This is a genomic window from Pseudomonas sp. NPDC085632 (assembly GCF_044541255.1).
In the GTDB taxonomy this organism is placed as follows: domain Bacteria; phylum Pseudomonadota; class Gammaproteobacteria; order Pseudomonadales; family Pseudomonadaceae; genus Aquipseudomonas.
Genome location: NZ_JBITSX010000017.1, coordinates 1 through 24171 on the forward strand (window position 1 = coordinate 1; position 24171 = coordinate 24171).

Annotated in this window: 16 protein-coding genes and 1 pseudogene; 14 read left to right on the top strand and 3 right to left on the bottom strand. The window is 53.9% G+C overall.

Translation table 11 applies throughout. The annotated features are described in order from the left end of the window. Positions 1–191: 191 nt before the first annotated feature. From recC to ACIF4X_RS13650, 6 genes are all read left to right on the top strand, one after another. A complete protein-coding gene (gene recC, locus ACIF4X_RS13625) occupies positions 192–3644 on the top strand; it encodes an exodeoxyribonuclease V subunit gamma (RefSeq protein WP_397482534.1) in 3453 nt (1150 codons plus the stop codon). After that, entirely contained in the window at positions 3641–7330 is a 3690-nt protein-coding gene (recB, locus tag ACIF4X_RS13630; protein ID WP_397482535.1) for an exodeoxyribonuclease V subunit beta, read from the top strand. The genes recC and recB overlap by 4 nt, the downstream gene beginning before the upstream one ends. Then, positions 7327–9435 (top strand): exodeoxyribonuclease V subunit alpha, encoded by a 2109-nt coding sequence (gene recD, locus ACIF4X_RS13635; RefSeq protein WP_397482536.1) that lies wholly within the window; start codon positions 7327–7329, stop codon positions 9433–9435. Before recB ends, recD begins: the two co-directional genes overlap by 4 nt. Before the next feature lie 119 nt (positions 9436–9554). Continuing rightward, a complete protein-coding gene (locus tag ACIF4X_RS13640) occupies positions 9555–10130 on the top strand; it encodes a YfiR family protein (protein ID WP_397482537.1) in 576 nt (191 codons plus the stop codon). Continuing rightward, positions 10127–11395, top strand: a complete 1269-nt coding sequence (locus ACIF4X_RS13645; protein ID WP_397482538.1) for a diguanylate cyclase domain-containing protein — start codon at positions 10127–10129, stop codon at positions 11393–11395. The genes ACIF4X_RS13640 and ACIF4X_RS13645 overlap by 4 nt, the downstream gene beginning before the upstream one ends. 47 nt (positions 11396–11442) lie before the next feature. Next, positions 11443–11895: an OmpA family protein gene (locus ACIF4X_RS13650; RefSeq protein ID WP_397482599.1), complete on the top strand. Its 453-nt coding sequence runs from the start codon at positions 11443–11445 to the stop codon at positions 11893–11895. Here ACIF4X_RS13650 and ACIF4X_RS13655 read toward each other — a convergent pair. After that, positions 11892–12029, bottom strand: a pseudogene (locus tag ACIF4X_RS13655) (LysR family transcriptional regulator); the annotation flags it as partial. The gene ACIF4X_RS13650 and the pseudogene ACIF4X_RS13655 sit on opposite strands and share 4 nt — an antisense overlap. Before the next feature lie 238 nt (positions 12030–12267). Between ACIF4X_RS13655 and ACIF4X_RS13660 the strand changes: the two are divergent. The 4 genes from ACIF4X_RS13660 (at position 12268) to ACIF4X_RS13675 (ending at position 17224) form a co-directional block, all read left to right on the top strand. After that, positions 12268–13428: a tyrosine-type recombinase/integrase gene (locus ACIF4X_RS13660; protein ID WP_397482539.1), complete on the top strand. Its 1161-nt coding sequence runs from the start codon at positions 12268–12270 to the stop codon at positions 13426–13428. A gap of 174 nt (positions 13429–13602) precedes the next feature. Then, positions 13603–13944, top strand: coding sequence for a tyrosine-type recombinase/integrase (locus ACIF4X_RS13665; RefSeq protein ID WP_397482540.1), 342 nt, complete (start codon positions 13603–13605; stop codon positions 13942–13944). A 755-nt stretch (positions 13945–14699) separates the two neighbouring features. Further along, a complete protein-coding gene (locus tag ACIF4X_RS13670; protein ID WP_397482541.1) occupies positions 14700–15518 on the top strand; it encodes a phage antirepressor KilAC domain-containing protein in 819 nt (272 codons plus the stop codon). 425 nt (positions 15519–15943) lie between these two features. Then, positions 15944–17224, top strand: a complete 1281-nt coding sequence (locus ACIF4X_RS13675; RefSeq protein ID WP_397482542.1) for a primase-helicase family protein — start codon at positions 15944–15946, stop codon at positions 17222–17224. 987 nt (positions 17225–18211) lie between these two features. Here the strand turns inward: ACIF4X_RS13675 and ACIF4X_RS13680 are convergent. Beyond that, positions 18212–18583 carry a hypothetical protein gene (locus ACIF4X_RS13680; RefSeq protein WP_397482543.1) on the bottom strand — a complete coding sequence of 124 codons (372 nt, stop codon included), beginning with the start codon at positions 18581–18583 and terminating at the stop codon, positions 18212–18214. 34 nt (positions 18584–18617) lie between these two features. After that, a complete protein-coding gene (locus ACIF4X_RS13685; protein WP_397482544.1) occupies positions 18618–18974 on the bottom strand; it encodes a hypothetical protein in 357 nt (118 codons plus the stop codon). 193 nt (positions 18975–19167) lie between these two features. On the opposite strand from ACIF4X_RS13685, the gene ACIF4X_RS13690 reads away from it, so the two are divergent. The 4 genes from ACIF4X_RS13690 (at position 19168) to ACIF4X_RS13705 (ending at position 24100) form a co-directional block, all read left to right on the top strand. Then, complete coding sequence (locus ACIF4X_RS13690) at positions 19168–19398, top strand: helix-turn-helix domain-containing protein (protein ID WP_397482545.1); 231 nt, start codon at positions 19168–19170, stop codon at positions 19396–19398. 470 nt (positions 19399–19868) lie between these two features. After that, complete coding sequence (locus ACIF4X_RS13695) at positions 19869–20597, top strand: recombinase family protein (protein ID WP_397482546.1); 729 nt, start codon at positions 19869–19871, stop codon at positions 20595–20597. A gap of 260 nt (positions 20598–20857) precedes the next feature. Next, positions 20858–21319: a hypothetical protein gene (locus ACIF4X_RS13700; RefSeq protein ID WP_397482547.1), complete on the top strand. Its 462-nt coding sequence runs from the start codon at positions 20858–20860 to the stop codon at positions 21317–21319. Positions 21320–21349: 30 nt separating this feature from the next. Continuing rightward, complete coding sequence (locus tag ACIF4X_RS13705; protein ID WP_397482548.1) at positions 21350–24100, top strand: tyrosine-protein kinase family protein; 2751 nt, start codon at positions 21350–21352, stop codon at positions 24098–24100. Positions 24101–24171 lie beyond the last annotated feature (71 nt).

Sequence of the window (24171 nt, forward strand, 5' to 3'; positions counted from 1 at the left end):
TGGGGTTTCCCCATGTGAGAGTAGGTCATCGTCAAGATTAAATTCCGAAACCCCAATTGCGAAAGCAGTTGGGGTTTTGTTTTGTCCGCAGGAAAGTTCTTACAGCATTCGCAGGCGCCGTCCGGCTGTCACAATCTGCCGACAATGCTAAGGTTCTGCCCTGGCTTTTGTACTTCTCCAAGGAAACCCTTATGCCGGACGCCCAGTCCCTCAACGCTGCATTCATGGTGGTTCAGAGCAATAGCCTGGACGAACTGCGCAGCCTTGTGATCAGCATAATGCGGCGATATCCGCTGGCGCCCCTGGAAAACGAGATAGCTCTGGTGCAGAGCAACGGCATTGCCCAGTGGCTCAAATTGGCCTTGGCTGAAGACCCTGAGGAAGACGACCTCGGAGGTTGCGGCATTGCGGCGGCGATTGATGTGCAACTGCCGGGCAGTTTCATGTGGCAGCTTTATCGCATGGTATTGGGCCGGGATGAAATTCCTCCTAAATCGCTGCTCGATAAAGCCCCGTTGACCTGGCGCCTCATGCGCCTGCTTCCTCAAGTTATCGATCGTCCGCATTTTGAACCACTGCAACGCTTTCTCATCAATGACACTGACTTGCGCAAGCGCTACCAACTGTCTGAACGTTTGGCGGATCTATTCGACCAGTATCAGGTGTACCGTGCCGACTGGCTGGAAGACTGGGCCGAGGGTCGACATCAGTTGCGCAGCGTCAGGGGCGAAGTAAAACCACTGCCGCCGACCAGTTGCTGGCAGGCAGAGTTGTGGCGTGCGCTGTTGGATGACGTAGGCGAACAGGGGATGGCTCAGAGTCGTGCCGGCGTTCACCAACGGTTTATCGAGCGCATCAACAACCTGAACGAAGTTCCTGCAGGATTGCCTTCACGAGTGATCGTTTTCGGGATTTCTTCGCTGCCAGCCCAAGTGCTCGAAGCACTGGCCGGGCTTGCGCGTTTCAGCCAGGTCTTGCTGTGTGTACATAATCCCTGCCGACACCACTGGGCCGATATTGTTGCCGACAAGGACCTGTTGCGACATCAATACAAGCGGCAATCGCGCAAGACTGGAATGCCCACAGTCCTGGACCCTGATGCTTTGCATCAACACGCTCATCCACTATTGGCCGCATGGGGCAAACAAGGCCGGGACTACATCAACCTGCTCGACAGTTATGACGACCCCAACAGCTATCGGGCGGCTTTTCGCGATGGTCGCATAGACCTGTTCAGCGATACTCAGCCACACAGCCTGCTCAATCAACTACAGGACGACATCCTGGAGTTGCGCCCACTCAATGAAACCCGTGAACACTGGCCCGCTGTTGATCTGACTCTTGATGAGTCGATCCGTTTTCACATTGCCCACAGCGCTCAACGTGAAGTTGAAATACTGCACGACCAGCTTCTGGCGCGCTTCAGTGCCAACCCGGATCTACGTCCTCGCGATGTGATCGTAATGGTGCCTGACATCGATAGCTACGCACCGCATATCCGCGCGGTGTTTGGTCAGCTTGATCGGCATGATGCGCGGTTCATTCCCTTTACGTTGGCCGATCAGGGACAACGTGGTCGTGATCCACTGCTGATCGCGGTCGAACACCTGCTCAAGCTTCCCGATAGTCGCTTCCCGGTCAGTGAAATCCTCGACCTGCTCGACGTTCCCGCACTTCGCGCTCGTTTTGGTGTAGAGGAACGCGACCTGCCAACACTGCACCGCTGGATTGAGGGCGCCGGCGTGCGCTGGGGAATGAACGCCGAGCAGCGGGCGGGGCTGGGTTTACCTGACGAGCTTGAGCAGAACAGCTGGCATTTCGGTCTGCGCCGCATGCTCCTGGGGTATGCCGTCGGCAGCGCCAACGCCTGTGAAGGGATCGAACCTTATGATGAAATCGGCGGACTCGACGCCGCACTGATCGGGCCGTTGGTGGCTCTGCTCGATGCCTTGGAACTCGCCCATCAACAGCTCACCCAACCCGCTCAACCCAAGGAGTGGGGGTATCGATTGCAGGCGCTGATGCAATTGTTCTTCAAAGCCAGCAACGAGCATGACGACTACTTGTTGACCCAACTCGAAGAGCTACGTGAGACCTGGCTGGAAACGTGCGAGGCTGTAGGCCTGTCGGATGAGCTACCACTGACTGTGGTTCGTGAAGCCTGGCTCGCGGGGCTGGATCAGGGACGCTTGTCTCAGCGCTTTCTGGCCGGCGCCGTGAATTTTTGTACGCTGATGCCCATGCGCGCCATTCCATTCAAACTGGTCTGCCTGCTGGGAATGAATGACGGCGATTATCCCCGTGCGCAGCCGCCGCTGGATTTCGACCTCATGGGCAGCGACTACCGTCCGGGCGACCGTTCGCGGCGTGAAGACGACCGCTATCTTTTGCTTGAAGCGCTTTTGTCAGCACGCAACCAGCTGTACATCAGTTGGGTTGGTCGTAGCATCCGCGATAACAGCGAGAGGCCGGCTTCAGTGTTGATCGGCCAATTGCGCGATCACCTCGCCAGCGGCTGGCGATTGCTCGACGAAAATCGTGATCTGCTGGGTGCCATGACGCAAGAGCATCCACTGCAGCCGTTCAGTGCGCGCTATTTTCATGAAGGCGATCAACTCTTCAGCTATGCCAGTGAATGGCAGGTTCTGCATCAACAGCATGAGCCTCAAAACGAAACTCAGCTACTTACCCCTTATGTACAAGAGGAGCCGTTGAGCCTGGCTTTGTTGCAGGATTTTTTGCGCAATCCGGTTCGGCATTTTTTCACCCAGCGCCTCAAGGTGTATTTCGAGGCTGCCGAAGCACCGCTGGCCGACGAAGAACCCTTCGTATTGGACGCATTGCAGCGCTATACGCTCAGCGACAGCCTGCTCGAAGCGGCTCTCAGGCAACCGGACAATGTCGATCAGGCTCTGACTGCCCAGGCCCGACGTCTGCAGAACAGCGGCCTGCTGCCAATGGCCGGGTTTGGCGAGTGCCTGCAACGAGAGTTGATCGAACCTTTGCCGGATTTGCTACAACGTTATCAACAACTGCTGACACTCTGGCCCACCCCACTGAACAGTGCGATGCCGATCAATCTAGAGGTGCAGGGTTTGCGTCTTGAAGGTTGGCTCGCCGGACTGCACCAGCGCACCGACGGTGGCCTGCTGTCGGTCACGACCATTCCCAATAGCATTGGCTCGATCAAAAACCGCAAATGGCATCGCCTGACCAAGCCTTGGATCAATCATCTGGTGGCCTGCGCCAGTGGCCTTTCGCTGACGACAGCATTGGTCGCCAGCGACGATACCTTGCTGCTTGAACCCATGGAGTCAGCATGGGCGATACGTTTCCTTGGCGACTTGCTCCTCGCTTGGCAGGCAGGCATGCGACAGCCACTGCCAGTCGCGGTAAAAACCGCTTTTGCGTGGCTTTCCCAGACCGACCCTCTGAAGGCCGAAGCCGCGGCACGTAAAGCGTACGAAGGTGACGGGCAGACCAGCGAAGGTGAGCGCCGCGAGACCCCGGCGTTGTCCCGACAATACGCCGACTTCGATGCACTGCTGGAGGACGAAACATTCTCCGGTTGGTGCGACGCGTTGTATCGCCCACTGCTTGAAGCACCATGGCGTTCACTGTCCACTGAAGGGGCTCGCGCATGAGCACAAAGACACCCCTCGCACTGGCCTTTCCGTTACAGGGCAGCCAGTTGATCGAAGCCAGTGCCGGTACCGGTAAAACATTCACGATTTCTGCGCTCTATCTGCGGCTTATCCTGGGGCACGGTGGAGAGTCGAACGGGTTTGGTCGTGAATTGCTGCCGCCGCAAATTCTCGTTGTAACCTTCACCGATGCCGCGACCAAGGAACTGCGTGAGCGCATACGCACACGTCTGGCTGAGGCTGCGCGATTTTTTCGAGACGAAACGCCTGCCCCTGACGGACTGATTGCTGAGTTGCGCGATCAGTTCGAACCACAGCAGTGGCCAGGTTGTGCCAACCGCCTCGATGTCGCTGCGCAATGGATGGACGAGGCCGCCGTTTCGACCATCCACAGTTGGTGTCAGCGCATGTTACGTGAGCACGCGTTCGACAGCGGTAGCCTGTTCACCCAATCTTTGGAAACAGATCACAGCGATTTGCTCGGCGAAGTGCTGCGCGATTACTGGCGACTGTTCTGTTACCCGATGCAGGGCGATGCCTTGAACTGGGTTCGTAGCAACTGGGGCGGGCCTGCGGCATTGTTGCCTCGTGTGCGCGGCCTGTTTGCGAGTGAGCGCGAGAGTGACGAGGGAAAGGCTCCGGCAGAGCTGATCGATGAATGCCTGCAAGAGCGCCGTGCAGCGCTGATCGAACTGAAAATGCCTTGGCGGCAGTGGGCAGACGAATTGCTCGCTATCTGTCAGCAAGGCGTTGCGAGCAAAACCGTCGACGGGCGCAAGATGCAGGCGCGTTACTTCGAACCGTGGTTCGAAAAGCTCAAGGCATGGGCTGAAGACGAGTCGCTGGAGCAACTGGATATCGGCACCGGTTTCACCCGACTGACCCCCGACGGCATGGCCGAAGCGTGGAAAGGTCAGGCCCCGAACCACCCGGGCCTGGACGCCATGCCAAAACTCAAGTCGAGTCTGGATGCATTGCCGACCCCGGATGCCGTTGTGCTGCAACATGCCGCCAAATGGGTAGGCACGCGCTTTGAAGAAGAGAAGCGGCGTCGCGCCGAGATGGGCTTCGATGACATGCTGTTACGCTTGGACGCGGCTTTGCAATCCGACGGTGGTGAACGCCTTGCGACGTTGATTCGCGAACAATTTCCGGTCGCGCTGATCGATGAGTTTCAGGACACCGACCCGGTGCAGTACCGCATCTTTGAAAGCATCTATCGCATCGAAGACAACAGTCCTGACACCGGCCTGTTTCTGATCGGTGATCCGAAGCAGGCGATCTACGCTTTCCGTGGTGCAGACATCTACACCTACCTGCGCGCACGTCAGGCCACCATTGGCCGGCTGCATACGCTGGGCACCAACTTTCGCTCCAGCCATGGCATGGTCAACGCGGTCAATCATGTATTCGAGCGCGCCGAGTCCCGTGAGCGGGGACGCGGCGCGTTTTTGTTCCGCGAAAAAAACGGCGACAATCCGGTGCCGTTCCTGCCCGTGGAATCTCAAGGCCGCAAAGAGCGCCTGCAGGTTGCCGGGCAGGAAGTCGCGGCCTTGAATGTCTGGCATTTACCCACCGATCAGCCACTGTCGGGGGTGGTCTATCGCCAGCAATTGGCAGCGGCATGTGCCAGCGAAATCACTGCGCTGCTCAATGGCGGGCAAAACGCTAGCGCGGGGTTTGTTCAGGACGACAAAGACTTCAGAGGCCTGAGGCCGTCCGACATCGCGATTCTCGTGCGCGACGGCAAAGAAGCCCAGGCCGTACGTAGTGAACTCGCCAGCCGAGGTGTGCGCAGTGTTTATCTGTCGGACAAGGATTCGGTATTCGCGGCCCAAGAAGCGCACGATCTGTTGTCCTGGCTCAAGGCCTGTGCCGAACCGGATGTCGAACGTTCCCTGAAAGCCGCGCTGGCCTGTATCACCTTGAACCTGCCATTGGCAGAGCTGGAACGTCTGAACCAGGACGAGCTGGTATGGGAAACCCGGGTCATGCAGTTCCGTGGCTATCGCGAGCTATGGCGCAAGCAAGGCGTGCTGCCGATGTTGCGACGCCTGCTGCACGACTTCCACCTGCCGCAAACCCTGATGACACGCACGGATGGCGAGCGCGTGCTGACCAACCTTTTGCATCTGTCGGAATTGATGCAGCAAGCGGCTGCGGAACTGGACGGCGAACAAGCGCTGATCCGCCATCTCGGCGAACTGCTGGCCGTGTCCGGTCAGGCCGGTGAAGAGCAGATTCTGCGTCTGGAAAGTGATGAGCAACTGGTCAAAGTCGTGACCATCCACAAGTCAAAAGGCCTGGAGTATCCATTGGTGTTCTTGCCGTTCATTTGTTCGGCGAAACCCGTGGATGGCAGTCGCTTGCCGCTGCATTACCACGACGCTGCGGGGAAGGCCCAGATAAGCCTCAAGCCCACCGCTGAACTGATTGCGCAAGCGGACGACGAGCGTCTGGCCGAAGACCTGCGCCTGCTCTACGTTGCCCTGACGCGGGCGCAGCACGCCTGTTGGTTGGGCGTGACGGATCTCAAGCGTGGCAACAACAACAGCTCGGTACTGCACCTCTCTGCGCTGGGTTATTTGCTCGGTGGTGGCGTATCTCTAGGCGAGTCCAGCGAACTGAAACGCTGGCTGCAAGACCTGCAACAAGATTGCCCGGCCATCAGCACCGGTGAAATACCGCCACCTACCGATGAGCATTACCAGCCGCCACGCAATGACGCCGTGCTGAGTGCCACGCTGTTGCCCAAGCGCAAGGCCAGCGAAAACTGGTGGATCGCCTCCTACAGCGCCTTGCGCATCAGCGACGTGTTGAGTGTCGGCAGCGATGAGGCTCCGGACAGTCCGCAAGCGCAAAAACTATTCGATGATGAGCGCCTCGATCCCGACGCCCCGAGGGAAATCATTGCCGGTGGCGCCGACATCCATCGCTTTCCTCGTGGCCCCAATCCAGGAACGTTTCTTCACGGTTTGCTGGAATGGGCCGGTGATGACGGCTTTGCCGTTACCCGCGAGGCGCTGGAAGATGCGATCGCCCGTCGCTGCAACTTGCGTGGCTGGGAGGGCTGGATCACTACCCTGAGTGATTGGCTGCAGCATCTGCTCAAGTCGCCACTGCCAGTTGCAGACGGGCAGCCGTCTGTTGTTCTAGAACAGCTGAAGCAATACCGGGTCGAGATGGAGTTCTGGTTCGCCAGCCATAAAGTCGACGTGCTCAAACTCGACGAACTGGTGCGTCAGCACACTCACCGAGGCGTGGCCCGCGTGGCGGCAGAACCGGTGCAACTCAACGGTATGTTCAAAGGCTTTATCGACCTGACCTTTGAACACAATGGCCGTTACTACGTGGCTGACTACAAATCCAACTGGCTCGGCGTGGATGAGCTGGCCTACACCGAGCAGGCCATGGAACAGTCGATCCTCGACAACCGTTATGACCTGCAATATGTGTTGTACCTGTTGGCGTTGCACCGCCAACTCAAGGCCCGGCTGCCTGATTATGACTACGACCGGCATGTCGGCGGGGCGTTGTATCTGTTTCTGCGTGGTACTCGCGCCGACAGTCGCGGTGTCTATTTTATTCGTCCGCCCCGCGAGCTGATCGAACGCCTCGACCGGATGTTCCAAGGCAAACCCGAACCCAAGACTGAACCCGCCTGGGAACAGGGAGTCCTGCTATGAGCCGCACCTTTGCCGACCTGCTACCCACGCCGTTGGCAGCCGACAGTCTGTCGAAACTTTCGCCACTGACCAGCGCCGATGACTTGTTGATATTGCTGACGCGTTGGGTCGAGCGCGGCTGGTTGCGAGCGCTGGACAAAGCATTCGTCGCATTCCTTCACGAACTCGAGCGCGACACGGATCCGCTGGTGTTGCTCGCTGCGGCCCTGACCAGTCATCAACTTGGCCACGGTCACGTCTGCCTTGATCTGTACGAAACCCTGAAAGCTCCCGACTTCGCACTTTCGCTGCCCCCCGAAGGGGACGTACAAGGTGGTGTGTTGTTGCTGCCTTCGCAATTGCTCGAGGCGCTTGATGGTGCTCACTGGTGCAAGGTGCTGGCGGGCAGCGCTCTGATCGCATTGGCGGCGGATACCAGCGATTTCGCACAACAACGCCCGTTGGTGTTGGCGGGAAAACGCCTGTATCTGCGACGCTACTGGACCTACGAACGGCGCATCGACACGGCGTTGCGCCAGCGCCTGCAACAAGTCGAGCCGACGCCGGACGATCTGCCGCAGCGCCTGGATGAGTTGTTCGGATCCGCGAGAGCCGGCGAGGTAATCGATTGGCAGAAACTCGCCTGTGCCATCGCGACCCGTGGTGCCTTCAGCATCGTCACCGGTGGTCCCGGGACCGGCAAAACCACCACGGTCGTGCGTTTGCTGGCCCTGCTTCAAGCGCCCGCAGTCGCTACCGGTCATCCGCTGCGGATTCGTCTGGCGGCACCGACGGGCAAGGCGGCGGCGCGGCTGACCGAGTCCATCAGCCAACAAGTGCAGTCGCTGAAAGTCACCGAGGAGGTGCGGGCGAAGATCCCTTGCGACGTCACCACCGTGCACCGTCTGCTGGGCAGTCGTCCTGGCACCCGGCACTTTCGGCACCATGCCGACAATCGCCTGCCACTGGATGTGCTGGTGGTCGATGAAGCTTCAATGATCGACCTGGAAATGATGGCCAACCTGCTGGATGCATTGCCTACGCATGCTCGACTGGTTTTACTCGGCGACAAGGATCAATTGGCCTCTGTGGAGGCCGGTGCGGTGCTGGGGGATTTGTGCCGTGACGCCGAGGGTGGCTGGTACAACCCGCAGACCCGACAGTGGCTGGAGTCGGTCAGCGGTGAGGCGCTGCAGGACAGTGGCTTGCATGAAGACGTCGATGGCGCTCACCCGCTGGCCCAGCAAGTGGTCATGCTGCGTCACTCCCGGCGTTTCGGCGAGGGCAGCGGGATCGGCCAGCTCGCGCGTCGGGTCAACCAACAGCTGCCGGATGAAGCGCGCCAGTTGCTTACGGCCGGCCACTACGATGATGTGTATTCGTTGCCGCTCAAGGGCGAGCACGATCACAAGCTGGAGCGACTGTTGCTGGAGGGACATGGCGACGGCCCACAAGGCTACCGCCATTATCTGACTGTGCTGCGTGATCAGCGTCCAGCCGCGGGCCGGCCACTCGAACATCCGGACTGGGTCATTTGGGCCCGTGACGTTCTGCAGGCGTTCGACACCTTCCAGTTGCTGTGCGCTGTGCGCAAAGGGCCGTGGGGCGTCGAAGGGCTGAATCAGCGCATCACCGCCGCGCTGCTCAAAGCACGTCTGATTGAAAACGATCAGCAATGGTACGAAGGCCGGCCCGTGCTGATGACCCGCAATGACTACGGTCTGGGCTTGATGAACGGCGACATCGGCATCGCCCTCAAACTGCCCGAGCGCGAAGGTCCCGACGCGGGAAAACCGGTGTTGCGCGTGGCGTTCCCGCGCAACGATGGCCAGGGCGGTGTGCGCTTCGTATTGCCGAGCCGGCTCAATGATGTCGAAACCGTCTACGCGATGACGGTCCACAAGTCCCAAGGCTCGGAGTTTGCCCATACGGCGCTGATCCTGCCCGATGCCTTGAATCCGGTGCTGACCAAAGAACTGATCTACACCGGTATCACCCGGGCCAAACACTGGTTCACCTTGATCGAGTCCCGACCCGGGGTGTTCGAGGAGGCGGTGCAACGCAGGGTCAAACGCCTGAGCGGGCTGATGCTGGAACTGGAGGAGGGGGGCGTGCCTGCGAGGTGAAAATCCTGACGATTGATGGCGATTACTGACCAACCGGTCAGAGGTCACTGTCTCGCTGGCGTTTCACTGCTGTGCTATCGTTGCGGCATCATTTTGCTACGATCCAAGAGAATCCCTGCATGAAGGTGTCTGTCTGGGCGACAGAGCGCGTAGTTGTCTGCAAGCACGCGTTGCTTGTCGGTCTGCTCTGGTTGTTGACGGGTGCGGCTTTCGCGCAACCACTAGCGCCGACAGGCATGGCCGAACAGCGGGCCAAATCTGTCACGCAGGTTGTTCTTGGCATTCTCAGTTACGCACGCTGGCCAGTGGAACCGGCGCAATTGCGCCTGTGCATCGTCGGCCCGACCGAATACACCGACGATCTGGTCAAAGGCACCACTCAGGCCACCGGCCGGCCGGTCACCGTACGTCGTCTGCTGGCCGATAACCCGGCCATCGTCAGCGAATGCGATGCGGTGTATATCGGCAAACTCACGCCCGATGAACGCACTCGCTTGTTCGCTTCGCTGATCGGTCACCCGGTGCTGAGCATCAGTGAAGGCGGCGATCAGTGCACGGTCGGCAGCCTGTTCTGTCTGCGCGTTGGCGATGAACAAGTGTCGTTCGAGGTCAATCTCGACTCCGTTGCCCGCAGCGGCGTGCGCATTCACCCAAGCGTGCTGCAATTGTCGCGTCGCAAACCGGCGGCGCCATGAAACTGTTCAGAACCAGTAGCCGCCCGACGTTGGGTTCGGTCATCGGCCGAGGGCATTTGATTGTCGCGCTGGTTGGCGTGGCGATGGCCAGCGTTTCGCTGACGTTGCTCGGCGTGCTGGCTCTACGGGTGTACGCCGACCACAACCTGCACTTGATCGCCCGTTCGATCAGCTACACGGTGGAAGCCGCGGTGGTGTTCAACGACAAGACGGCCGCTAACGAATCGCTGGCGCTGATTGCTTCTGCCGAAGAGGTCGCTGACGCCCAGGTGCTGGACAGCCAGGGACAACTGCTCGCGCATTGGCAACGCCCGGAAAACGGTTTGTTCTCTGAGCTGGAAATGCAGATCACCCGCGCCATCCTGGAAAAACCCATCAGCCTGCCGATCGAGCATCAGGACCGTGAAATCGGTCGTGTGCTGCTCACCGGCCATGGTGGCAGCCTGATGCGCTTTCTGCTTAGCGGTCTGGCGGGGATCATCCTCTGCACCGCGATCAGCGCTTGGGTTGCGCTCTACCTGGCGCGCCGGCAGTTACGCGCGATCACCGGTCCTCTGCGCAGTCTGGCCAATGTGGCCCACGCCGCACGCAGCGAACGCGCATTGGACCGCCGTGTGCCGCCGGCGCAGATCGCCGAACTCGACAACCTCGGCAATGACTTCAACGCCTTGCTCGACGAACTGGAGTCGTGGCAAACCCATCTGCAAAACGAAAACCAAACCCTCGCTCATCAGGCCAGTCACGACAGCCTGACCGGTCTGCCAAACCGAGCGTTTTTCGAAGGGCGCTTGATCCGAGCGTTGCGCAATGCCAGCAAACACGACGAGCGCGTTGCCGTGTTGTTTCTCGACAGTGACCGCTTCAAAGGCATCAACGACAACTTCGGCCATGCCGCCGGTGATGCGGTGTTGGTGGCGGTGGCCAATCGCGTTCGCGCGCAATTGCGCGAAGAGGATCTGGTGGCGCGGCTGGGCGGTGACGAGTTCGCCGTTTTGCTCACGCCGCTGCACAAGGTCGAAGATGCCGAGCGGATTGCCGACAAGATCCTCGCCAGCATGGATATGCCTATCGCGCTTCCGGGCGACACCAGTGTGGTGACCTCGCTCAGTATCGGCATTGCGGTTTTTCCCGATCATGGTGCCACGCCGGGCGCCTTGCTCGATGCCGCCGATGCGGCGATGTATCAAGCCAAGCGCTTGTCGCGCGGCGCCCAATTCACGGCCGGGGCGGAGCACCCGGTCGATTCCTTTCACACCAGGAGCTGACTCTCGTGTTCACACTGTCCATTCGATCTTTTTACGCTGTGCTGTTGATGGCCGTACTGGCCCTGACCGGTTGCCAGACTGCGCCGCAAAAAGGCCTGACCCCGGCACAAGTCGCCGTTCTCAAACAACAGGGCTTTGAACTGACTGACGAGGGCTGGGAGTTTGGCCTGTCCGGCAAAGTGCTGTTTGGCAGCGATGTCGAAAGCCTGAACACGCAAAGCACCGAGATCGTCGAACGCATCGGCAAGGCATTGCTGGGTGTCGGCATCGAGCGCGTGCGCGTCGATGGTCACACCGACGCATCGGGCAAAGAGACGTACAACCAGCAACTGTCCCTGCGCCGTGCGAAAAGTGTCGCCAACGTGCTGGGCACGGTCGGCATGAAGCAAGAGAACATCCAGTTGCAGGGTCTGGGCAGCAAAGAACCGGTGGCGTCCAACGACACGGCGGCCGGTCGCACCGAAAACCGCCGGGTCTCGATTGTGGTCAGCGCCGACTAGTCGGCGAACTGCATGTCGCGGGTCTGCCCCATCAGCAGACTCTGATTGCGCTCGGTCACCTCGCGGATGTAATCCCACAACAGGGTGATCCGCTTCAACTTCCTCAGATCCTCCCGGCAGTACATCCAGAATTTCAAGGAACTCAGGTTAACCCAATGAATACAGGGGCTAATCGCTATGAGCATCCTTGAAGTTCGATCTGCTGTTACAAACACTGTTACAAACCTCGCTGTTCCCGTGAAGCCGACAACCAGACTCGCCAAGCCGTATCACTTCAGGCGTAACGGGATTTACTACATGCGTCTCAGGGCCACGGGCAGCACCACTGAGTTCGCTTCAGTTTCCCTCCAGACGAGTAACAGGCGGGACGCCTTGGATGCTTCAGAACAGCTTGCGGGGTTCGTCAGGGCGTTCCATTTGGATAACGCTGATGCTTCGTGGAGCAAGCTGAAAGAACATTTTCGTGTTGTCTCGGTGGAGCTGTTTGCGTCTGGACGTGATGGCGACATTACGCAGGTGTGGGGCGGATTGCATGATGGCTACTCGGGTTCTGTAGGTAGCTCTTCGCGATCCCTGAAGTCAGTAGCGGACGTTCCGGTATCGATATCTGTATTGGCTCCCATGATGACCTTTGAGATTCTCTCGGGCCTCTACTTGGCTGACCGTGCACAGGACCAGAAGGCATCGACCCTGAAGGAAACCAAGATTTGCCACGGGACCATCTCTGCGGCTCTCGGTGAAGTGGACATGGGGACGCACTCGCGGGCTGACCTCGTGTCCCTGCGTGATCGCCTTTCAGATGGTCGCATGCCTTCAACGGTCAATAAGCTGCTCATTAAGCTGTCAGCTGTTCTTGCGTGGTCAGTTGAAAATGGCCACATCCCCAAGTCTTACGACAAGAAGCTGAAACTCACAAAGGGCCTTGAGTCGAGTCGTAGGGCGTTTACACAGGATCAGGTAGGCAAGCTGGTGGCTTACTCCAATACGCTGCCTGAGACTTCGTGGAAGCGCTGGCTTCTGAGTCTCGGGGCTATCACTGGCGGGCGTCTGAATGAAATCTCACAGTTGACGGTAAGAGATGTACAGACCCTTGCGTCAGGTATCACAGCCATTCACATCAACGAAGCAGGCGAAGGCAAGTCAATCAAGAACAAGCGTAGTGAACGATTGGTACCACTGACGGAAGGCGCTTACGGTTTCGACCTCGCAGCATTCTTGCGGTACGTCGAGGCGTGCAAGTTCAGTGGGTCGGATTCATTAGCTCAGATTGGCTACAAGACAGGCGGTGAGTGGGCTAACCAACAGGCAATCCCAGCGGCTCTGGGGGAGTCCTTTGGTCCCGGCTTAACGTTCCATTCCATGCGACACTCGCTGGCGTCTTTGATGCAAGCCAAGGGAGTTCCTACGGCTTACGCACAGGCCGTGATGGGGCATGCGTCGGGCACGATAACTTTTGATGTCTACGGTTCAGGGGTGCCCGTTGCGACCATCGCGGAGATGCTTACGGAATTGTTCGTTGGCGTTAATCAGTGATGGTTTGCTGGGGACTATTCTGACGCCTCCCTACCTGTCGACCCCGACATGACACAGAATGTCCTCACCAACAGGGCATCCCGTGCATCCGCATCGATATAGTCGTGAAGGACAACCTCAGGAACACCAGCCGATGCATGCTGCCCTTGCCCCCCGGCCTTGATCGGCCTGGGGTTGTTGCTCAACGTCGAGTCATTCAGAAGCACCGGAACAGATCGCCTGTTTCCTAAACTGGAAGCTGTGCGGGGGAAGCTTGGTCGCGCACCGTCGAAGTGGTTCGGTCGGTACAAAACCAAGCAGGGCATCACCGACCCGAGGAAGACCTTTCACAGTTTCCGGCACACGCTCATTGACGACCTGCGGGATGCCGGGGTGCAGGACTCGCTGATCAAACGGATTGTCGGGCACGAAAAAGGTTTGGTCACGTTCAGCATCTATGGCAGACGCAGCCCGCTGAAGGCGATGCCCGACGCTCAGGACAAAGTCACCTTATACAAAGATGTGTCGCTACGATAAACAAGCCGGCGTCATTTACTCTTCCTAGAAGTTGATGTCGCACTGACACCAAAGTTGCCAGAAGTTCAAATACCCCGAACTTACGAAAAAGTTTACTTTGACAATCCGCACCACCCTGATAGTATTCAGACCAACAAAAAGCAACACGAAACAACAGCCCTGTCAAAGGTGCCTCCACCAAGTTACAAAAAATCGCGAATACCTGTTGACAGCGATGACCAACTCGCTAAGATTAGCAGCACGCCTCACCCAGATGTACAGGTCCATCGGACAAAGAAGCACCACAACTCTCTGCCGAGCTCGGGAAATACCGAGAACTGCACAGGGTTTTTTGCGTGCCTGCGATTTGGCAAATCCATAACTTGTAGCTCTAGTTTCAATTATACGAGTAACTACCATGCCATAACTGCAAGATAAGACTGTGCCACCCCTCAATCAATGACGGAGAACATAAAATGACATAAGTGAATCGCCTTCGCATACTTGGCTGAGCATAGAGCCATAAAAGCACTTTGATTCCAAAACCCCTAACAATACAACGGTACTCTAAGTTCCCGTGGCGTCCTTCTGCTGCCCCGAGAAATCCGAATAACACACTATAGGACACAGCTATGACCTAGCACCGCTCCACACACCTACTGAACTCGCCCAGTATTGCAACAATGTGCGAGACACGTTTACCTACTCCCGTATCAAACGCTACTAAGTTGTAGCGACGGGAAGCTTCATCCTTAATTTATAAAGATACGAATAATATGAAAATGCAAAACACATACGCAAGCGCTTCACACAGCCCAACCGCAATTGCTGTCATCATGGCTAATGGGAGCCCTATCGCTCACCATATGCAGAGCGACGCGGTTGATTACATTGGTAATTCAGCCCCCCTCATCACCATGAGTACTAGAGAATTAGCAAAGCTAACAAAAAAGCGCCACGGAGATGTAATTCGCGACGTGAAGGTGATGCTTACGGACCTTGGTCTGGAGGATGACGCAGAATTGCGTCATGTAGAAATTCGCGAAGACTCTCGCGGATACACCTCGGAAATTATGCTTCCACGCCGAGAGGTAGAAATCCTGCTTACAGGCTATAGCGTATCCCTGCGGGCGAAGGTTATTGATCGATTGCATGAACTGGAGGGAGACATCTTGAAGCCATTCCGGGCATTGAGCGATATCCCCACCCTTCAGGCCCTAGTGTTCACCTGCACGAATCATCTACGGAAGCAGGATGAGAAGATTCAACAGGACGCCGTAAAGGTGAGTTTTTATGACAGTATGACTGGCACAGAAGACCTATTAAACCCAATCACAGCCTCTAAACTTTTCGGTACAGGACGCACTAACTATTTACAGTATCTGCGTGACCATAAGATTCTGATGAGTCGTCCGAACCGTATCAATATGCCATACCAGAAGTACCTGGACGCCGGACTGTTTCAGGTTAAGCTGGGTGACTACGAAAATCGTAAGACTGGAGAGATTGAAGCAAAGGCGCATCCAATGCTCACCGGAAAAGGTTTGATTTGGCTGAGCCGGTTCATTGAGCAGAACGGTCGAGATGGTCTGTAAAACGATTGGCTTGACGCTGCAAAGTTGGCAATTGATGCGTATCACAACATCATCATTGCAAATTAAGTGAGTAGTTAAAACTGGGAAAATACTGAGCCGGGAGCGACCTTATGCACCGATCTTGGCGATATATTCTTAGAAGGTGGCTGGTGACAGCGCAATGCACTGGCCATCTACTATGCACATTACAACGAATTACCGAAATAATCTCCGGCGACAAATACCAAGCCCGACAGAACCTCCATACAGACATTGTTTCTTGCTGAGGCTAATAGTTCGCTGAGCAGAAGCGGGGTTCGCTTTGATTGGGAAAAGGCAAAAACCTTGATCGGCCTAATGCCACTCTGGCTTAATCATTCTAACTTACGGGAAGCCCCCGGTTTGCAGAGAGGTAATATCTGTACACTCAAATCAACAAGACGCAAATGCCAACAACTATCGTTAAACAAGCAAGCCCAAACATTGCAGCAATTCGTGCTGTGCAGGATCGATTCGTGATTGTCCCCTCAACGGACAGCCGCCCCAAGTTTCGCGACCTGTTAAACATGGGAGTCGCTCCGCAAGGCAACCCCATGATGCTAGTCCAGGCCTACCGAGATGCTGGTGGAACTGGAGACGTCACAGGCGAAAGCCTGCTCAACAAGCTGCCTATCGTATTCGCTGAGGACTTTCGCCCCGGTGATTACCGTAGAGTCATAGAGTACGGCGGTAATAGGTTATTGAACATGTGGACCGGACCGGATATCCGGGCGAGTGGCAATGTGGTGTCGAGACGCGACGCAGGGCCCTTCATTGAATTCCTACAACGCCTCTTCCCCATCCCCCAAGAGCGACATTACTTCCGAGATTGGTTAGCTCATACCGTCCGCTATCCCGGCCAGCGTATCAATGCCACAGTCTTGCTGCGTTCAGACCATGGGGTCGGCAAGGGTTTCTTGGCTGAAACGCTTTTGCCGGGTCTGCTGGGAAAGTCCAGCGTAGGCACGGTGGCTTTAAGTGAAGTGGTGGGTAACTTTAATGACGCCCTCGTTGGTAAGACCGTCATTCTGATTGACGAGGTTTACAAAAATCCCGAGTCGACGGTTAACACCCTGAAATCCATCCAGGGGAACAAGACGATCACCTTGCGACGGAAGCATATCCCCGATACCACGGTGGATAACTTCTTGAATTTCATTATGTCGAGCAATGACCAATTTCCATTGCCGCTGGAGCAGGAGGACCGCCGCTTTTGGGTGCCTGCTTTCATCAAACACAGGGAGTCGAAAGCGGAAACCATGGAATTCATCAACACAAAGTTGAAGCCGTGGCTGCTGGAACAGGGTGGGATGCAGATCGTGCGGGACTTACTAGAGACGGTCGATCTGTCTGAGTTCCATCCTTGGGGTGATCCACCGATGACCGTCAGCAAACGGGAAATGATCGGTTTCTGCCCTAGGGAAAGGCTGTCCGAGTTCATTGCTGATTACATTGCAGACCATATGGTTGTGAAAGCTTTGGACATCGAAGCGCGATACTACTCAGACACTGAGGAGGTCCTTGGCAACCGTGCTGTGGCTGGCGAGTTACTCGAAATGGGATGCAAGTCGAAACGAACTACCGACGGGAGATTCTGGATTACTCCCAAGGGTTTGGCAGCCGACCTATCGGAGTCATCCCCGCCCGCAGAGCTGCGACGAGCTTACTCAAGCACGAGGGGGCCATGACGGGTATGACGGGTTCATGTCGGGTTACAAAACAACCCGTCATGGCTACACGTCCCACGCAGCAAGGGCTTGAGCAATGTTATGTAGGGTATGACGGGTTGGCGGCGCTTTCTTGTAGTAAGGGAGATTCACATGGCTGCACGATATGTTCACGGCTACCGCAGATGGATAAGACCAAGCAGCACCAATGCGTTCGACTAGAGATTTTGCGCGTCTAAACAGTTATCCGGTGGCGCCTACGCCACAACATAATCCTTGTGCCCCGAGGCACGGAAACCAACTCTATATAGTTCAGGGAGACAGGGGCAGAAGCCCCTCCCGCTCTTGCTTTTGCACTGAACCTTGCGGGGATAACTTGTGGCTTGAGCCACGATTAACCAATCGTATGAAGATTAACGGTGACTACGGTCACAGGGAAATTTGCCTGTGCCTACGGGCACCATCTCCCTTGTAAAATTTAAAGCAAGATCAGGGGATGGGTTTATCCCCATCTTCTCTTTGCTCTATGTACAGTTGTTAATCGTGCCCTGAGGCACAGGTAGGGATAATGGAGATTACAGACTTGGAAGTCAGTTATCCGTGACTGTCAGTCACCACACCTACACGGTTCAGATCAAAAGCATGTGGGGTTTGTCTGCTCCTACCCCACCGATTACATGCCACCCAGTGGGGCAAGAATCTATTCAATAGGGAGGATAGGGTGCTCAGCCACCACCCTGCTCTTGGTCTTGATGTTGACCATGCCGAGCGGCATAAGGAGCCTGAAAGAACTGATCTCGAACATGCATAGTTACCCGTGGCTAAGCCGCATAAGTAGCTCACAGGAAGCGCCTTAGCACCCAGATGCCGAGCATCGGAATGCAGCGGCGACGATTGAGATTCTTTTAAGTAGCCCACCTGGATGGGCTAGGGGTAGTCCATCCCACGCACGTTAACGTCCAGATGTGATCATTAATGTACAGAGATGGGCTTGGGACCGTTCTCCGCCTAGTGAACACCCACCGCCGTTAAGCGGGTATTTACTATCCTCATCAGCGTATCGAAGTCTGCGTGGATGAACGCTGGGTGGACAACGCAATCGAGGATGCGATATCGCATCGAATGATCATCAACTGAGTCTACCCAGCCATTCTTGATGAGCCCCGAGATCGCACGCTCCATCCGCTCAATACTGAGCGTAAGAAAATCAGACAACAGAGACGTGTCGATCCTCACAGCACCGTTACTGTCCATTCGCATCAGCAGAAGCAGCATCACTACTACCTTGTCCCCGTCCAGCGCTGCACAAGCTGCCATAGCTTCAAGAGCATACCGTGGCACATGTACTGCTTGGTGCTTGGGTACTTTTCGATCAGTCATCACTCAGTTCTCTACCATGGAGCCGAGAGTTGGTTTACACCTGCTCGTCGGGCTTTTCCGCTCTAGCCAGGTCAGGACTCACAAAGCACACCAGCGGACCACCAGGTTCGGTACTCGCATCCACCGAGTAGATCCAACCAGCCTCCGCAAGGTCGGCGATGGCCTTCTCGACCTGCTGTAGCGTGCTGTTGCACTCCTTGGCTATGGTCGCCTGAGTAACCCTCACCGACCCATTGCCAGCCATTTTCGACATCAGGATAAGCATGACTGACGTTGCGTGGGGATTTGTTCGGTTCATCCCACTCAATTTCCCTAAGAATAATGGGTTGGCGTATACGGTTTCATCTTCGCCGTCAGCAGCATATGGGGTTGAAACATTCTGTTCGCTCATCACGTAGCTCCGAGGGGTCTGTAGTCGATTTAACTAGCTCACACGATGGCTCTAGCCTGGCCCTCAGGCTGACCAATAATGCCAACAACGCAATGGAGAATAGTGCCATGTAGAACCGAATATTCACAGTATATTGTGAAGACGTAATAAGTCTTGGGAACGACAGTTCACCCCTCACACAGGGGGTTACGGCTTGGACGCAGGGTTGGCATTCGGTAGGGTTCTTCGCGAGAGACGGAAGCTCGCAGGGCTGACCCAAGAGCAGCTGGCACTGGAGGCCGATGTTCAGCGGAATTACGTAAGTCTCATCGAACGAGGCGTCAATCAACCGACCATCAACATCATCTTCAAGCTTGCCGTTGCATTGAAATGCCAGCCATCTGCACTCATAGCTGATGTGGAGGCACTTGTTCTCGGCAAGTGAAGGATGTCGATCTCCCTACAGCCACCCTGTATCCAACTGATCAAAAACTAATCAACATCTATCCTCTCTCAGGCGTCGGTCACATCCCCTACACCACCCTAGGCTCGCCAAAGCACCTATTTCCGGGGTTTACGCTACAGCCGGGTCAAGCCAAGTCCTCTCGACACGCGCTTTCCCACCGTAACGCCAGATTCCTCACACCAGCCTGATTACAGCACCAGGAATTGCCAGACCTGCGCTACAGCGGGGGCGGCATCGCCGGATCGAGCTGCACCACCCGAAGCGGCCTGCACACCAATTTGCACACCACTCGCAATGTCGTTGCACACGCTCTGATATGAGGCGCCAGCTCTACCCAAAGCCCCTGTAACCGGGCCTACAAAAGCGGAGTTTTTGCCATTACAATGGTTGATCGGTCGTTCTAACAGCTGTAAATTTGATTCGCCAGCATTTTTTGAAGAGTCCTTAGCATGGAAGTTATCGCCTATTACCGCGTATCCACCAAAGGTCAGGGTGAGTCGGGCCTCGGCCTCGATGCCCAGCGAGAATACGTTAAATTTGCCGCCGAGCAGCAAGGATGGATAGTGGCGGCAGAGTTTGAAGACGTGGGCGTATCAGGGGCGATTCACCCTCTGGAGCGTCCAGCAAGCGCAAAGGCGTTCGCTGATGGGCGTCCTATTGTGGTGGCTAAGCTAGATCGAATGAGTCGGGACGTTGAACACATCGCCGGACTAATGAAGCGACACAAATTCCGGGTAGCCACGATGCCCACTGCTGACACGTTTCAACTGCACATCTACGCGGTATTGGCGGAGCAGGAACGCACCTTCATCAGCGAACGCACCAAGGAGGCTTTAAGAGCTTTGAAAGTACGTGCCGCTAGGGGTGATACTGAGGCAGTACAAAAGATTAGCAACCGATCTGAGGCGCTTGCTAAGGGCCGCAATCTGCTGAACCGCTCAAAAGGTCACGAAACCCAACGTCAACAAGCAGACGAGCGTGCGGCTTTGATAAAAGACGTTATCGAACTTTGCACTCTCAAAGGAGCCGGCAGCCTAAAGATGGTTGCGGAGTGCCTAATCTCCCGCAACATACCCACACCACGTGGTGGCCAATGGTCGCCGACCACAGTGATGCGTGTAATGCGGCGCCTTGGCTTAGAATTGAACAAGGCGGATTCAGTGTCCGGATGCTCCTAGGAGCTACGCTCTGGTTCGTTTTGGGGCTGCGATATTTGGCGATTAGCCACTGACAAGCGCTCCCATCACCAGCTAAACGCTTGATACCGCCCCTCATTTTTTGCTAGTTGCCTGAGCGTAGCACTCTCAAATGCTTTATCTGTAGGATCACAACGGGTATTTCATCATAGGAGCGAAGTTGCATTTTGAAGACCTACATTTGAGTATACTCTGCCTCGCCCAATGCTATAGTGCCACTATACAAACCAAAGGAATGGCCTATGAAATACACAGAGTATTTAATATCTGCGAAGCGACATAATCATGCATGTCGGGTATTGAAGGCAAAGCTAGACACATTCGATGAGAATGACATCAGAAGCGAGGAATTCAAATTCCTAGTCTTGAGCATGTATTACTTATCTGGATACATCATAGAGTGCGCACTGAAGTTTAAGATATTCGAACTAAAACAGTACGATCCTGCTCTAGAGGTGGACGAGGCGAATTGCACCAATGCCGGTATAAATTACAAAAAAAGAATAAAAACCCACAATTTCAGCTCCTTGCAAAACTATTTAGACTCACTGGTAACCGGACTCTCCCATATAAGCGACAAGCGTGAAATCAATAGACTTTTGAATGATTGGAATCCTGAAATACGCTATTCGCATATTGATCTGGAGTACGATCAGATCAAAGAGTTTTATGCTCACTCAAGTCAATATTTAAGAAAAATGTGAGAACACGGCATGCTCAAATCAATCAGTTTCATGAACAGACTCGAAGACGACCTTCGAGAAAATATCCTTCAAAATAATATTGCTGACTTCTATATAGAGCTCCGAATAAATCAAAACATTGAGGTCTATATCGTTAGTGACTCGATTGAAAAAAACAGCGAACTATACACCAAGGCAACTACTATTGAAGAGTTGCAGAATGCCAATATTGAGTACACCTTCATCAGTGAGAAGAAATCTCAGGAAGAAGATTATAGCTATTTATTTTCTGGAACAAAGAAATCAGTTGGGCTACGCCGCTCACTTGGTGCGTTATTGGCTATGGACGAAAACAAGAAACACAAAAGAAGCAATGTAGTAACTTTTTTTAGTTATAAAGGGGGAGTAGGCCGTACGACCTCTTTAGCGCTCACAGCAGCTTATCTATCCCGGAAGGGAAAAAAGGTTTTTGTGATCGATTGCGACTTCGAAGCACCTGGTCTTATTAATTTCTTCAACACGTCCCAAGTCGACAAATTTAAAAGCGGCTTAGTCGAATATCTTAACGATCGAAGATTTTTGGGTAGCTGTAGTATTGAAGATTATGTGTACGACATAGAGAAAAGTTATTCTGGTAGCGGCAGCATTAACTTAATGCCGGCCGGGAATATAATGGAAAGCAATGAAGATCTCATTAGCTATCTTGAGGGTTTAGCTAAAATTGACCTGCAAGGTGAAGGGTTGGTGGAGGTTTTAGGCAGCCTAATTGATGACATAAATTCCAAATATAGCCCTGATGTCATACTCATAGATTCTCGGACAGGCTTTAATAATACATTTGGCGCACTAGCCCAGCTTTCCAATTCTGTGGTTGTCTTGGCAGGTGATGATGCGCAAAACCAACCAGGAACAGAGTATGTCACTAAAACGCTGAACGAAATGAATATCAGCGCCTGCTTTGTTCTCTCCATAATAAGCGCAAATTTTAGCAAGCGCTATAGTAACTTTGCCAGCCAAATTCAGGGATTATCATCTTTTGATGCTGAGGTATTTTACTTTGATCGGCAAAACACATTGGAGTTTATCGGTACCTCGCTCGAAGATCAGGATGACTTGGATGACTTCATCAATGGCGAGAATGGCTCGGCACAATATCAAAAATTCTTCAAATATATATTCGAAATAACCACCCCGTCCGAAAAAGCCAGTCAGACAGTCACACTAGACGAAGCGTTCGTCTCGATTGATGATTCGGAAGAGATATCTATCCTTTCAGACAGTGACTCAGTTGCCATTGTGGAAGTGAGCGCAATAACTTGCGACACTACAATTCAAGATAAAGTCCTTAATGACATCAAAGGGCGGCTTCCTAACTTGTATGCAGAGAACATTGAGTACTCACCCGAATACATTAGAGACTTCTTTTATTTTCGGCCTTGCATGGAAGATTTACTCATACCTGAAAAGTGCATTTTGTTGGGGGACAAAGGCACAGGAAAAACTGCCTTCTATAAAGCACTACAAATAGACAGCTTTTTTCAAATGCTTATTTCCAAAGCACAGAAAAAGCATCTTGATTACCACGTGCTAAATATTACCAACTTTGAAAATGATAACTTTGAATTTTTAGGCCTCGACGAACTCATCAAGGATGAGCTATCAATCAAAAGATTTTGGATGTTCTATATCTGGAATGCTATTTGCTCTAGAAGCGATTACGGCGGAAAAAACAAACATTTGCTTATTAACCTCGATAACTTTGCAGCTCAAGAAAAAATCAAAGCACTTCTAAGTAATGCAGATGCCTACGCAAAAATCGAGGAAGATTTGTCGGAGATAAATGCCGATCTCAAAAGGAAAGATAGACGTCTCATAGTAACCTTTGATCAGCTAGACAATATTGTAAAACCATTTCTATGGAATGACGTCATTGCTCCTCTCGTTAAAATTGTTATGCGCTTCTCTTACGATTTCATACACCCAAAATTATTTCTTCGACGAGACTTATATGACCGCCTTGGAAACCTTACAAATAAAAACTCGTTTAGCGCACGCACCATCAATCTTGAGTGGTCGCAAAACGAAATATTCTCATATTTCCTGAAAATTGTATTCAGCTACTCTAAAGATAATTTTTTCGAGTTCCTCAGTCGCGCACTTTCAAATCAAAGTTTCATTAGTCAAATACGAAAGAAGTTAAAAACTCGAGAGCACGAACATAATCAGCTACCATTAGACAAGTACCTAATTCAGCCGGTAATCAACGCATTTTTTGGAGCTCCAAAACCTAAGCGTAACGGTACATCTAGCACTGCTTACGAAGACCTCTATCGAAACATTCAAAGTGCAGACAAGACAGTTAACCTTCGTCCCTTCATCGATTTGATAACCAACGCTATAAAAGAGCAAGAAGAGCAGGATAAGGAAAAAAATTATCGTAAGAATTCCATTCTTGGCATTGCTTACTGCACCAGCAGCCAAGTTCGAAAGGATGCTGTAGTAAATTATCTAGAGGATTTGTGGAACGAAAAAGGCAACGAGTTTGTAAAAATCTTTTGCTTGGATTTTGCCAACAATAAAATCAATACAGATTACAAGAAGAACGTCCTTAATGGTGATGATTTTGACAGGCTTCTTGAGGATATAAAAAACAACAACAACGATGACCCTACGATCAAGAACGGAACTTTAGAAGAATTCAAGCAAACGCTGATTGCCAACAAAATCATCACTCCGTACATGGTAGGAAGCAAAACACGTTATGGCTTTGCATACCTGTATACCAACTATCTAGGGATATAGTTGCTCAATAACTTCAATGCCCAGTGGTATCCCGCTGGGCATTGGAGCAATTTGAGAGATTAAGAGTGAAG

What these genes read in the sequence shown, in the direction of transcription:
- recC (WP_397482534.1), top strand. Translation starts at nt 192, where the DNA reads ATGCCGGACGCCCAGTCCCTCAACGCTGCATTCATGGTGGTTCAGAGC.
- recB (WP_397482535.1), top strand. Translation starts at nt 3,641, where the DNA reads ATGAGCACAAAGACACCCCTCGCACTGGCCTTTCCGTTACAGGGCAGC.
- recD (WP_397482536.1), top strand. Translation starts at nt 7,327, where the DNA reads ATGAGCCGCACCTTTGCCGACCTGCTACCCACGCCGTTGGCAGCCGAC.
- ACIF4X_RS13640 (WP_397482537.1), top strand. Translation starts at nt 9,555, where the DNA reads ATGAAGGTGTCTGTCTGGGCGACAGAGCGCGTAGTTGTCTGCAAGCAC.
- ACIF4X_RS13645 (WP_397482538.1), top strand. Translation starts at nt 10,127, where the DNA reads ATGAAACTGTTCAGAACCAGTAGCCGCCCGACGTTGGGTTCGGTCATC.
- ACIF4X_RS13650 (WP_397482599.1), top strand. Translation starts at nt 11,443, where the DNA reads ATGGCCGTACTGGCCCTGACCGGTTGCCAGACTGCGCCGCAAAAAGGC.
- ACIF4X_RS13670 (WP_397482541.1), top strand. Translation starts at nt 14,700, where the DNA reads ATGAAAATGCAAAACACATACGCAAGCGCTTCACACAGCCCAACCGCA.
- ACIF4X_RS13675 (WP_397482542.1), top strand. Translation starts at nt 15,944, where the DNA reads ATGCCAACAACTATCGTTAAACAAGCAAGCCCAAACATTGCAGCAATT.
- ACIF4X_RS13680 (WP_397482543.1), bottom strand. Translation starts at nt 18,583, where the DNA reads ATGACTGATCGAAAAGTACCCAAGCACCAAGCAGTACATGTGCCACGG.
- ACIF4X_RS13685 (WP_397482544.1), bottom strand. Translation starts at nt 18,974, where the DNA reads ATGAGCGAACAGAATGTTTCAACCCCATATGCTGCTGACGGCGAAGAT.
- ACIF4X_RS13695 (WP_397482546.1), top strand. Translation starts at nt 19,869, where the DNA reads ATGGAAGTTATCGCCTATTACCGCGTATCCACCAAAGGTCAGGGTGAG.
- ACIF4X_RS13700 (WP_397482547.1), top strand. Translation starts at nt 20,858, where the DNA reads ATGAAATACACAGAGTATTTAATATCTGCGAAGCGACATAATCATGCA.
- ACIF4X_RS13705 (WP_397482548.1), top strand. Translation starts at nt 21,350, where the DNA reads ATGAACAGACTCGAAGACGACCTTCGAGAAAATATCCTTCAAAATAAT.